We start from the raw sequence: 12,271 nt of genomic DNA on the forward strand, positions 1-12,271 counted from the left end.
GGCCTACCTCCAAAGAGGAATACCCTTCAGCCGGCGTTGCGCAGATGTTCCATGGCCCACACCGCCGCCTCTACTCGTGAGCGCAAGCCGAGTTTGTGCAACAGGTTTTTGACGTGAACCTTGACCGTGCCTTCGGTGATGCCCAGCTTGTGCCCGATGACCTTGTTGCTGAAGCCGCTGGCGATGGTTTTCAGCACCTGACGCTCACGCTCGGTCAGTTCCACCACGGCCTGACGCGCAGGAGCACGCAGTGCTTGCGCCATGACTTGGGTCAGTCCCGGGCTGATCACCAGCGCGCCGTTCAGGGCATCGCGGATGTACTGAATCAACAGTTCGGGCTCCATGTCTTTGAGCAGATAGCCGTCGGCATCCAGGCGCAGTGCATCGCGAATGTCGTCTTCGGCGTCCGACACCGTAAACAGCAGGACTTTGCCGGTGTAGTGCATGGCTCGTAGTCGGCGCAGGGTTTCGATGCCATTCATTTGCGGCATGTTGTTGTCGAGCAAAACCAGGTCCGGTTGAAGCGGCTCAATGAGACTGAGTGCTTCTTCACCCTGGCTGGCTTCGCCGATGATCAGGAAGTCATCTTCGAGTTCGAGCATCTGGCGAATGCCGTGACGCATCATCGGGTGATCGTCTACCAGCAGGATTTTGTGTTGTGGGGACAGGGTCATGTGGCGCTACCTTCTGTTTGCTGCCCGAGAAACTCCGGGTGGAATTCCAGTTGGACACGGGTGCCTTGGGGCTCCCTGGAAAATATCTGCAGTTGGCCGCGCAAGCTGCGAGCCCGCTCATCCATGATGTTCAGGCCGTGGTGTTCGCGCTGGTCGACGTTGCCACTGAACCCACGCCCGTCGTCTTCGACCGACAACCTGACGGTCTCGCCATCCTGGCGCAGTTGCAGCCAGGCGTTTTGCGCATGGGCGTGGCGCAGGCAGTTGGAGAGCGCCTCGCGGGTGATCTGCAAAATGTGGATTTGTTCGCTGGCCGATAGTTGAAAGGCCAGCGTGTCGACGTGCAGGTGCACCTGGAATTCTCCGCGACGGGAAAACTCCTCGGCCGTGTCCTTGAGTTCCTGTACCAGTCCCGCGTCGTGAATCTGCAAGCGAAACGTGGTCAGCAACTCGCGCAACTGGCGATAGGCATTGTTCAGTCCCTCGCGCAATTCGCTGGTGACGGTTTCCAGGGTCTGGACCGGTTCGCCCCGGCGCATCAGGGTTTGCATGCGGCTGACTTGCAGCTTCATGTAGGACAGGGCCTGGGCCAGTGAATCGTGCAGCTCGCGGGCGATGATCGTGCGTTCTTCGAGCAGCAGCAGGCGATGATCCTGTTCCCGTTGACGCTTGAGCGAGAGCGAGGTGCCGATCAGATTGGCCAGGGCCTGGATCAGTTGGGTTTCCCAGGCTTGCATGGGGTGCCCGTCGACAAAGTGCGCCTTGAGTTCCCCCAGTTCACTGCCCTGGTTGCTGATGCTGAAGATTTGCGGGTTGGTTTTAGGGTGTCGCTGGCACGTGGCGCAGTCGCTACTGGCGCAGACTTCCCGGATGTTCGCGCCATGCAGGGCGAGCAACTGCTGGGCCGGTGCCTGCAACTGTCCCTGCAGGCACAGCGACAGGCGCAAGCCGGGCAGGCGCTGCTGGAAGCGCCGAATCAACTCATCCAGGCCTTCGGCATTGGCCAGGCGTGTGGCCAGGCTTCGGCTGCTTTGATACAGAAGCTCCAGGGCGGCATTGGCTTGTTGCAGGTTCAGGGTTTTTTGCCGGACCTGACTTTCCAGGGTGCGATGCGACTCTTCGATCGTCTCGGCCATGGTGTTGAAACTCATGGCCAACTGGCCCAGCTCATCCTCGGACTGATGGTTGACCCGCACCTTGAAGTCGCCGCGACGAAAGCGCTGGGTTGCATCCACCAACTCCTTCAAAGGGGTGACAACGCCGTACTGCAGTTCGTAGAGCCCGAGCAGCAGGACGATCATGGTGGTGAACAGGGCCAGGCCCTGGATCGCCTGTTGCCAACCTTGCTTTTGTTCGCTTTGGCGCTGCAACAGATCGACGAACTGGTTCAGTTGCTCAACGAAGGACTGCGCCTGGGCCTGAAAGGCCGCCGCATCGCCGCGCTCCAGTGCCGGACGCAAATCCTCATTCCAGTGTTGCTGGATTTGCCCATAACTGAGTTGCAATGCGGTGGTCGGGCCATCTTCCAGTACCGCTTTGAGAGAGTGGCTGTCCAAGCGGTTTTGCAGGCTGTCGATGATGGTGGTGATTTCTTCGTCGGCGACGCCAGCGGCGAGTTTCCAGCTCAGGTGATAGGTCTCCATGCGCACCGAGCCTGCGGTGTTGATGGCAGCGGCATCGCCCTGGCTGAACCAGGCGATCAGCCCGGCGCTCAATGAACTGGCGAGCGCCAGCACGGCGATCAGGATCACCGCCAGCCCGGCGCGAGCGGGCAGGGAGCTGCGCAACCAGCGGATCATCGGCGCAGGTCCGGGAAAGCGATAAGAAAACAGAGCATGCACGTTCCAGCGTGGGGTTTTGCCGCCGTTCCTGGGCGAGCTACCTCTAAAGAGTTGTCGACAGTTCCTTGTCGACAAAAGCGTGGGTTGAAACCCTTAACAAGCTGATAAATAAAGGTTTTCAAGGTTTTCTTGCACTACCTCCTTGGAGGTAGGCGGGCTAAGCATAGGCTTAGGCCCTCATGGGCATCGTTGACCTGGGTCAAGTTTTTGCGGGGTTTGCCTCTCTAGTCTGCCGCCATGGCTAATTGACGGGAGAGCATTGTGACCCAACCGCGTGTACGACAAGGCTTGGTGCTGGGCATGAGCACGCTGGCCTTCACTGTGTGCTTCATGGTCTGGATGATGTTTGCCGTGCTCGGCGTGCCGATCAAGGAATTGCTCCAGCTCAACGAAACCCAATTCGGCCTGCTGGCCGCGACCCCGGTGCTGACCGGCTCGCTGGTGCGTTTGCCGCTGGGGTTGCTGACCGACCGATTTGGCGGGCGCAGCGTGTTTTTCCTGCTGATGCTGACTTGCGTCACGCCGCTGTACTTGATCAGTCACGCCACCGCCTACTGGCAGTTCCTGGTACTGGGTTTGTTCGTCGGCCTGGCCGGTGGCTCGTTTTCCGTTGGGATTGCCTACGTCGCCAAATGGTTCGACAAGGAGAACCAGGGCTTCGCCATGGGCATCTTCGGTGCCGGTAACGCCGGGTCGGCGGTGACCAAGTTCCTGGCCCCGGCGCTGATCGCCGCCGGCAGCTGGCAGCTGGTGCCGAAAGTCTTCAGTGCGATCTTGTTTATCACTGCGCTGCTGTTCTGGTTCCTGACCTCAGAAAACAAGGGCCATCGCAGTGCCACGGGCGCCAGCTTGCGTGAGCAACTGCGCTCACTGAAAGATCCTGCGGTGTGGCGCTACTGCCAGTACTACTCGATCGTCTTCGGCGGCTACGTTGCCCTGGCACTGTGGATGACCAAGTACTACGTGCAGGAATACGGTTTCAGCTTGCAAAGCGCGGCGCTGCTGGCGGCCTGTTTCTCCCTGCCCGGCGGCGTACTGCGTGCCGTCGGCGGCTGGATGTCGGATCGCTGGGGGGCGCAAAGCGTGACCTGGTGGGTGTTGTGGGTCAGCTGGATCTGCCTGTTCCTGCTCTCGTATCCCCAGACCCAACTGCAAGTGCAGACCATCGACGGTCCGCTGGATTTCCACATTGGCCTGAGCCCCGCGTTGTTCACCGTGCTGCTGTTCGTCATGGGCATCGCCTTCGCATTCGGCAAGGCCTCGGTTTTCAAATACATCGCCAATGAATACCCGAAAAACATGGGGGCGGTGTCCGGCATCGTTGGCCTGGCGGGTGGCCTGGGCGGTTTTGTGCTGCCGATCCTGTTCGGCGCCCTGGTGGACCTCACCGGCGTGCGTTCTTCCTGCTTCATGTTGATGTACGGCGTGGTCTGGGTCTCCCTCACCTGGATGTACTTCAGCGAAATACGCAAAAGCCCGGTGCTTGGTAAAGAGCCGCTGCTGATCCGGTCCCCGATTTCCAGCATTGCCCAAGGAGAAGAACATGTCCGTTCTGCAAACGCCTGACAAAGGCCCGGTCATTCATGACTGGCGCCCCGAGGACCCCGCGTTCTGGGGAAGTAGCGGCAAACAGACCGCCACTCGCAACTTGTGGATTTCCATTCCTGCGCTGTTGTTGGCCTTTGCGGTGTGGATGGTCTGGAGCACGGTGATTGTGCGCTTGAACGCCATCGGCTTCAGCTTCACCACCGACCAACTGTTCTGGCTGGCGGCATTGCCGGGGCTGTCCGGTGCGACCTTGCGGGTCTTCTATTCCTTTATGGTGCCGATCTTCGGCGGCCGGCGCTGGACCGCCCTGAGCACCGCGTCGCTACTGCTGCCATCGATCTGGATGGGCTTCGCCGTGCAGGACCCGAGCACCTCATACAGCGTGTTCGTGTTGATTGCCTTGCTCTGCGGTTTCGGTGGCGGCAACTTCGCCTCGAGCATGTCCAACATCAGCTTCTTCTATCCCAAGTCCCAGCAGGGCACAGCTCTGGGCCTCAACGCCGGACTGGGCAACCTGGGCGTCTCGGTGATGCAGTTCTGCGTGCCGCTAGTGATTACCTTCGGTGTGTTCGGCTTCATGGGCGGCTCGCCGCAAGCGTTGCCGGACGGCGGTCAGTTGTGGCTGCAGAACGCCGGGTTCATCTGGGTGCCATTTATCGTCCTGGTGACAGTGTTGGCCTGGTTCGGCATGAATGACCTGTCCAGCGCCCGGGCCTCGTTCAGCGAACAGGCGGTGATCTTCAAGCGCAAGCACAACTGGCTGATGTGCTGGTTGTACCTGGCGACCTTCGGTTCGTTCATCGGCTTTTCCGCCGCGTTTCCGCTGCTGATCAAAACCTCCTTTCCGGATGTCATTGCCTTGAAATTCGCCTTCCTCGGCCCACTGGTTGGCGCTCTGGTGCGGCCATTGGGTGGCTGGCTGGCGGACAAGCTCGGTGGCGCGAAAGTGACCCTGTGGAACTTCGTGGCGATGATCGCGATGGTCTTCGGCGTGATGCACTTCTTGCCGCAGAACGGCGCGGGCGGCAGCTTCTACGGCTTCCTCGGCCTGTTCATGCTGCTGTTCATCACCACTGGCGTGGGCAACGGCTCCACCTTCCGGATGATCCCGGTGATCTTCCGCACGCAGCACGAAAAAGCCTCGGCCGGGAAATCGCCAGCCGTGCGTGAACAGGCGCTCAAGGATGCCGGCAAGGAATCGGCCGCCGTCCTGGGCTTCAGTTCGGCCATGGGCGCCTTCGGTGCGTTCTTCATTCCCAAATCCTTCGGCACTTCGATGGCCCAGACCGGCGGCCCTGAGATGGCCTTCTACATGTTCGTCGTTTTTTACCTGAGCTGCATCGTGGTGACCTGGTGGTGGTACGCGCGCAAAGGCGCCGCGACACCCTGCTGAGACGACCTGAATCCAACCATTGCGTGGGCGGGGCACAGAACCCCGCAGCAAGCCTGAGAGGACACACCGTGAGTCATTTACTGGATCAACTGCGGTTTTTCAATCGCAAGCAAAACGAGTTTTCCGATGGTCATGGAGAGACTCGCAAAGAGTCTCGCGACTGGGAGAACGTCTACCGTTCGCGCTGGCAGTACGACAAGATCGTGCGTTCCACCCATGGGGTGAACTGCACCGGCTCGTGCTCGTGGAAAATCTACGTCAAGAACGGCCTGATCACCTGGGAAACCCAGCAGACCGATTACCCGCGCACCCGCAACGATTTGCCTAACCACGAACCCCGCGGTTGCCCGCGTGGCGCCAGTTACAGCTGGTACATCTACAGCGCCAACCGCCTCAAGTACCCGAAAATCCGCAAGCCGTTGCTCAAGCTCTGGCGCGAGGCGCGGCAGACCATGGCGCCGGTGGAAGCCTGGGCCAGCATTGTCGAGAACAAGGCCAAGGCCGACTCCTATAAAAGCAAGCGCGGCATGGGGGGCTTCATTCGCTCCAACTGGGAGGAAGTCAACGAGATCATTGCCGCGTCCAACGTCTACACCATCAAGCAATACGGCCCGGACAGGATCGTCGGTTTCTCGCCGATTCCGGCCATGTCGATGGTCAGCTATGCCGCGGGTTCGCGTTATCTGTCGCTGATCGGCGGTGCGTGCCTGAGTTTCTATGACTGGTACTGCGACTTGCCACCGGCCTCGCCGATGGTCTGGGGCGAGCAAACCGACGTGCCGGAATCGGCCGACTGGTACAACTCCAACTACATCATTGCCTGGGGCTCCAACGTCCCGCAGACCCGTACCCCCGATGCGCACTTTTTTACCGAAGTCCGTTACAAGGGCACCAAGACCGTCGCCATCACCCCCGACTACTCGGAAGTCGCCAAGCTCACCGACCTGTGGCTCAACCCCAAGCAGGGTACCGATGCGGCGCTGGCCCAGGCGTTCAATCATGTGATCTTCAAAGAGTTTCACCTGGACAAACCGAGCGCGTATTTCACCGACTACGCCAAGCGCTTCACCGATTTGCCGGTGCTGGTGCTGCTCAAACAAATGGTCGACAAGGCGCCGGGCGCCGGTTACCAGCCGGACCGTTTCTTGCGCGCCTCGGACCTTACCGACAACCTCGGCCAGGAAAACAACCCGGAATGGAAAACCATCGCGCTGGATGTCAGCGGTGAACTGGTTTCTCCTCAGGGCTCCATCGGTTATCGCTGGGGCGAGAAGGGCAAGTGGAACATCCTGCCTCGTGAAGGCGGTGAAGGGCGTGAGATCGATCTGAAGCTGAGCCTGATCGGCGATGACGTCGCCGAAGTGGCGTTCCCGTATTTCGCTGGCGAGTCCCACGAACACTTCCAGCACGTCGCTGGCGATGCCGTGCAATACCGCCGCGTGCCGGTGCACAACGTGGTATTGGCCGATGGCAGTGTGGCCAAAGTCGCCACTGTGTTCGACCTGTCGGCCTCCAATCTGGCGATCGATCGTGGCCTGGGTGGCGCTAACGTCGCCAAGGACTACAACGACGCAAGCGTACCCGGCACCCCGGCCTGGCAGGAGCAGATCACCGGCGTCAGCCGCGAGAAAGCGATCCAGATCGCCCGCGAGTTCGCCGATAACGCCGACAAGACCAAGGGGCGCTCGATGATCATCGTCGGCGCGGCGATGAACCACTGGTACCACATGGACATGAACTACCGCGGGCTGATCAACATGCTCATGCTCTGCGGGTGTGTCGGCCAGACCGGTGGCGGTTGGGCGCACTATGTCGGTCAGGAAAAACTGCGTCCGCAATGCGGCTGGCTGCCCCTGGCGTTCGGCCTGGACTGGAACCGTCCACCACGGCAGATGAACGGCACCAGCTTCTTCTACGCCCACAGTTCGCAATGGCGCCACGAGAAAATGAGCATGCACGACGTGCTCTCGCCGCTGGCCGATAAATCACAGTTTCCCGAGCATGCCCTGGACTACAACATCCGTGCCGAACGCGCCGGCTGGTTGCCCAGCGCACCGCAACTCAACACCAACCCGCTGCACATTTGCCGCGATGCCGCGGCAGCCGGCATGGACCCGAAAGACTACGTGGTCAAGTCGCTGCAAGACGGCTCGCTGCGCTTCTCCTGCGAACAGCCGGACAGCCCGGTGAACTTCCCGCGCAACATGTTTATCTGGCGTTCCAATCTGCTGGGCTCCTCGGGCAAGGGCCACGAGTACATGCTCAAGTACCTGCTCGGCACCAAGAACGGGGTGATGAACGAAGACATCGGCCAGGTCGGGGATTGCAAACCCGAAGAAGCCGAATGGGTGGACGAGGGCGCCATCGGCAAGCTCGATCTGGTCACCACGCTGGATTTCCGCATGTCCTCGACCTGCGTCTATTCCGACATCGTCTTGCCGACCGCGACCTGGTACGAAAAGGACGACATGAACACCTCGGACATGCACCCGTTCATTCACCCGCTGTCGGCCGCCATCGACCCGGCGTGGGAATCGCGTTCCGACTGGGAAATCTACAAAGGCATCGCCAAGGCCTTTTCCAGCATGGCTGAAGGGCATCTGGGCGTTGAGAAGGACCTGGTGACCATCCCGCTGATGCACGACAGCGTCGGTGAACTGGCTCAACCTTTTGGCGGCACCGACTGGAAAAGCGCCGGCGTGGCCCCGGTGCCAGGCAAGAACGCGCCGAACCTGCATGTGGTGGAGCGTGATTACCCGAACATTTACAAGCAGTTTTCCTCGCTGGGGCCATTGCTGGAAAAACACGGCAACGGTGGCAAGGGCATCAACTGGAACACCGACGCCGAAGTGAAATTCCTCGGTGCGCTCAATCACCGCGAAGGGGCTGCCGGGATCAGTCATGGCCGGCCGAAAATCGACTCGGCGATCGATGCTGCTGAAGTGATTCTGTCCCTGGCGCCGGAAACCAATGGCCATGTCGCCGTCAAGGCCTGGGCTGCGTTGTCGGAATTTACCGGCATCGATCACAGCCACCTGGCGTTATCCAAGGAACACGAGGCGATCCGATTCCGCGACATTCAGGCGCAGCCGCGCAAGATCATTTCCAGCCCTACCTGGTCGGGTCTCGAAGACGATCACGTCAGCTACAACGCCGGCTACACCAACGTTCACGAAGCCATCCCATGGCGCACCATCACCGGTCGCCAGCAGTTCTACCAGGATCACCCGTGGATGCAGGCATTCGGCGAGCAACTGATGAGTTACCGCCCGCCGGTCAACACCCGCACCATTGCAGGAGTGAAAGGCAAGCGCAGCAACGGCGAGACCGAAATCGTCCTGAACTGGATTACTCCGCACCAGAAATGGGGCATCCACAGCACTTACAGCGACAACCTGCTGATGCTGACCCTCAGCCGCGGCGGGCCGATTGTCTGGCTCTCGGAGAACGACGCGAAACGCGCCGGCATTGAAGACAACGACTGGATCGAATGCTTCAACGCCAACGGCGCGCTGACCGCACGAGCGGTGGTCAGCCAGCGGGTCAAGGACGGCATGGTGATGATGTACCACGCCCAGGAACGGATCGTGAACGTGCCTGGTTCGGAAACCACCAAGACCCGTGGCGGCCACCACAACTCGGTCACCCGCGTGGTGCTCAAACCGACCCACATGATCGGCGGCTATGCACAGCAGGCCTACGGTTTCAACTATTACGGCACGGTCGGTTGCAACCGCGATGAATTCGTCGTGGTACGCAAAATGGCCAAAGTCGACTGGCTCGATGGCTCAAACGGCGATGACCTGCCGCGTCCTCTGCCGACCGATATCGAGGAGAACTGAGATGAAGATTCGCTCACAGATCGGCATGGTGCTGAACCTGGACAAGTGCATCGGTTGCCACACTTGTTCGATTACCTGCAAGAACGTCTGGACCAGCCGCGAAGGCATGGAATACGCCTGGTTCAACAACGTCGAATCGAAACCCGGCATCGGTTACCCGAAAGAATGGGAAAACCAGGACAAGTGGAAGGGCGGCTGGATCCGCAATGCCAACGGCACGATCAACCCGCGCATCGGCGGTAAATTCCGGGTCTTGGCGAATATTTTCGCCAACCCGGACCTGCCGAGCCTCGACGATTACTACGAACCGTTCGACTTCGATTACCAGCACCTGCATACCGCGCCGCTGGGCGAGCATCAGCCCACTGCGCGCCCGCGTTCGCTGATCTCTGGCAAGCGCATGGAGAAAATCGAATGGGGCCCGAACTGGGAAGAAATCCTCGGCACCGAATTCGCCAAGCGCCGCAAGGACAAGAACTTCGACAAGATCCAGGCGGACATTTACGGCGAATACGAAAACACCTTCATGATGTATTTGCCGCGCCTGTGCGAGCACTGCCTCAACCCGGCGTGCGCAGCGTCGTGCCCGAGCGGGGCGATCTACAAGCGTGAAGAAGACGGCATTGTGCTGATCGACCAGGAAAAATGCCGTGGCTGGCGGATGTGCATCAGCGGCTGCCCGTACAAGAAGATCTATTTCAACTGGAAAAGCGGCAAGTCCGAGAAGTGCATCTTCTGCTACCCGCGTATCGAAGCCGGGATGCCGACTGTTTGCGCCGAAACCTGTGTCGGGCGTATCCGTTACCTCGGTGTGCTGCTGTATGACGCCGACCGCATCAGCGAAGTGGCGAGCACCGCCAATGAGCAAGACCTGTACGAGAAACAACTGGAGATCTTCCTCGATCCGAATGACCCGGCAGTGATTCGCCAGGCCCTGGCCGATGGCGTACCGCAGTCGGTGATTGATTCCGCCCAGCGTTCGCCGGTCTACAAAATGGCCGTGGACTGGAAACTCGCACTGCCGCTGCACCCGGAATACCGCACCTTGCCAATGGTCTGGTACGTGCCGCCGCTGTCGCCGATCCAGAACGCCGCCACTGCCGGCACCGTGGGCATGAACGGGGTGATCCCGGATGTCGACAGCCTGCGTATTCCACTGAAGTACCTGGCGAACCTGCTGACAGCGGGCGATGAAAAACCGGTCAAGCGCGCACTTAAACGCTTGCTGGCGATGCGCGCCTACAAACGCTCCGAGCAAGTCGATGGCGTTCAGGACCTGCAAGTGTTGAAGGACGTCGGCTTGAGCGTGGCCCAGGTCGAAGAGATGTATCGCTACCTGGCGATTGCCAACTATGAAGACCGCTTTGTGGTACCGAGTGCCCACCGTGAAGACGCCATGAGCGACGCCTTTGCCGAGCGCTCCGGTTGCGGCTTCAGTTTCGGCAGCGGTTGCAGCGGCAGCTCCGACACCAACATGTTCGGTGCGAAGAAAGCCAACCGCCGCGACGTCCTGAAAACCGTCCAGTTGTGGGAGGAATGAGCATGCAAATTCTCAAAGTGATTTCGCTGCTGCTCGACTATCCGACCGAGACGCTGATTGGCGGGCGCGACGAACTGGAGCAAGCGATTATCCAGTCACGGGAAATCAGCCCTAAACAGCGCGGTGCGTTGTTCGAATTGCTGGAGTTGATCTGCGCCAATGACCTGATGGACGGGCAGGAGCACTACGGCGCGCTGTTCGGCCGGGGGCGTTCGCTGTCGTTGCTGTTGTTCGAGCATGTGCACGGCGAATCCCGCGATCGTGGCCAGGCCATGGTCGACATGATGGCGCAATACGAAGCCGCCGGTTTTGCCATCGGCGTCAAGGAGCTGCCGGACTATATCCCGCTGTACCTGGAGTTCCTGTCCACCCGCGAAGACCTCGAGGCCCGCGAGGGCCTGGCGGATGTTTCGCACTTGCTGGCCTTGCTCGCGGCGCGTCTGGAAGAGCGCGAAAGCGCCTATGCCAGTTGCTTCCGGGCGTTGCTGCAAATCGCCGGGGCCGAGCCGCATCAGGCGGTGGCCGACCTGCGGGCGCAGGTGGCGGCGGAACCGCGCGACGACTCCCTCGAAGCCCTCGACAAGATCTGGGAAGAGGAGGCCGTGGACTTTCTCCAGGCCGAACAGCAAGACCGTTGCAGTTCGTTGCCTGGCGCCCCGGGCAAGGCCCGGGAAGAAAGCGCCGTGCCGTTGCACTGGGTGGATTTTCAGCATGAAGGGTTGGCCACCGTGCCAGCCAAGGAGGTAGGCAATGTCTAAATGGAACCTGTTGTTGTTCGGGATCTATCCCTATGTCGCTTTGGCGATTTGCCTGATTGGCAGTTGGGCCCGTTTCGATCTGTCGCAGTACACCTGGAAGGCTGGCTCCAGCCAGATGCTCAACCAGCGCGGCATGCGCGTGGCGAGCAACCTCTTCCACATCGGTGTGCTGTTTGTACTGGCCGGGCATTTCGTCGGCCTGCTGACGCCTGCATCGGTTTATCACCATGTGATCAGCACCGAGAACAAGCAGTTGCTGGCGATGGTCTCCGGCGGGCTCTTCGGCCTGCTGTGCCTGATCGGCTTGCTGATGCTGGTCAATCGGCGGCTCACCGATCCTCGGGTACGTGCCGCCTCCAGCGCTTCGGACATTTTGATTCTGCTGGTGCTGCTGGTGCAGTTGCTGCTCGGTTTGCTGACGATTGCAGCGTCCACCGCGCACATGGACGGTTCGGTGATGGTGATGCTCGCCGACTGGGCGCAGAACACCGTGCTGTTGCGGCCGATGGAAGCGGCGGCGTCCATTGCGCCGGTCGGGCTGACCTACAAGCTGCATGTGTTTCTCGGCTTGACCCTGTTCGTGTTGTTCCCCTTCACCCGTCTCGTACACATCGTCAGTGCACCGATCTGGTACCTGGGGCGTCGTTATCAAATCGTTCGGCAGAAAGTCTGAGG

General features: G+C 60.3%; 8 protein-coding genes. 6 read left to right on the forward strand and 2 right to left on the reverse strand.

Annotation, left to right across the window (positions count from 1 at the left end; translation table 11 throughout):
- Window positions 1-26: 26 nt before the first annotated feature.
- Window positions 27-674 (reverse strand): two-component system response regulator NarL, encoded by a 648-nt coding sequence (gene narL, locus PGR6_RS11885; protein ID WP_064617230.1) that lies wholly within the window; start codon window positions 672-674, stop codon window positions 27-29.
- Window positions 671-2,473, reverse strand: coding sequence for a HAMP domain-containing protein (locus PGR6_RS11890; RefSeq protein ID WP_018927807.1), 1,803 nt, complete (start codon window positions 2,471-2,473; stop codon window positions 671-673). The genes narL and PGR6_RS11890 overlap by 4 nt, the downstream gene beginning before the upstream one ends.
- 303 nt (window positions 2,474-2,776) lie before the next feature.
- Here PGR6_RS11890 and PGR6_RS11895 point away from each other — a divergent pair, with 303 nt between their 5' ends.
- From PGR6_RS11895 to narI, 6 genes are all read left to right on the forward strand, one after another.
- Window positions 2,777-4,081 (forward strand): MFS transporter, encoded by a 1,305-nt coding sequence (locus PGR6_RS11895; RefSeq protein ID WP_064617232.1) that lies wholly within the window; start codon window positions 2,777-2,779, stop codon window positions 4,079-4,081.
- Window positions 4,059-5,456: a NarK family nitrate/nitrite MFS transporter gene (locus tag PGR6_RS11900; RefSeq protein WP_064617234.1), complete on the forward strand. Its 1,398-nt coding sequence runs from the start codon at window positions 4,059-4,061 to the stop codon at window positions 5,454-5,456. The genes PGR6_RS11895 and PGR6_RS11900 overlap by 23 nt, the downstream gene beginning before the upstream one ends.
- Before the next feature lie 68 nt (window positions 5,457-5,524).
- Window positions 5,525-9,298 (forward strand): nitrate reductase subunit alpha, encoded by a 3,774-nt coding sequence (locus tag PGR6_RS11905; protein ID WP_064617236.1) that lies wholly within the window; start codon window positions 5,525-5,527, stop codon window positions 9,296-9,298.
- 1 nt (window position 9,299) lies between these two features.
- A complete protein-coding gene (narH, locus tag PGR6_RS11910; RefSeq protein WP_018927811.1) occupies window positions 9,300-10,838 on the forward strand; it encodes a nitrate reductase subunit beta in 1,539 nt (512 codons plus the stop codon).
- 2 nt (window positions 10,839-10,840) lie between these two features.
- Window positions 10,841-11,596, forward strand: coding sequence for a nitrate reductase molybdenum cofactor assembly chaperone (narJ, locus tag PGR6_RS11915; protein ID WP_018927812.1), 756 nt, complete (start codon window positions 10,841-10,843; stop codon window positions 11,594-11,596).
- Entirely contained in the window at window positions 11,589-12,269 is a 681-nt protein-coding gene (gene narI, locus PGR6_RS11920) for a respiratory nitrate reductase subunit gamma (protein ID WP_018927813.1), read from the forward strand. Before narJ ends, narI begins: the two co-directional genes overlap by 8 nt.
- Window positions 12,270-12,271: the final 2 nt, after the last annotated feature.

Origin of the sequence: Pseudomonas sp. GR 6-02, assembly GCF_001655615.1 — a bacterium.
Taxonomy (GTDB): domain Bacteria; phylum Pseudomonadota; class Gammaproteobacteria; order Pseudomonadales; family Pseudomonadaceae; genus Aquipseudomonas.

Coding starts and splice junctions, on each gene's coding strand:
- narL (WP_064617230.1), bottom strand. CDS start 674: ATGACCCTGTCCCCACAACACAAAATCCTGCTGGTAGACGATCACCCG.
- PGR6_RS11890 (WP_018927807.1), bottom strand. CDS start 2,473: ATGATCCGCTGGTTGCGCAGCTCCCTGCCCGCTCGCGCCGGGCTGGCG.
- PGR6_RS11900 (WP_064617234.1), top strand. CDS start 4,059: ATGTCCGTTCTGCAAACGCCTGACAAAGGCCCGGTCATTCATGACTGG.
- narH (WP_018927811.1), top strand. CDS start 9,300: ATGAAGATTCGCTCACAGATCGGCATGGTGCTGAACCTGGACAAGTGC.
- narJ (WP_018927812.1), top strand. CDS start 10,841: ATGCAAATTCTCAAAGTGATTTCGCTGCTGCTCGACTATCCGACCGAG.
- narI (WP_018927813.1), top strand. CDS start 11,589: ATGTCTAAATGGAACCTGTTGTTGTTCGGGATCTATCCCTATGTCGCT.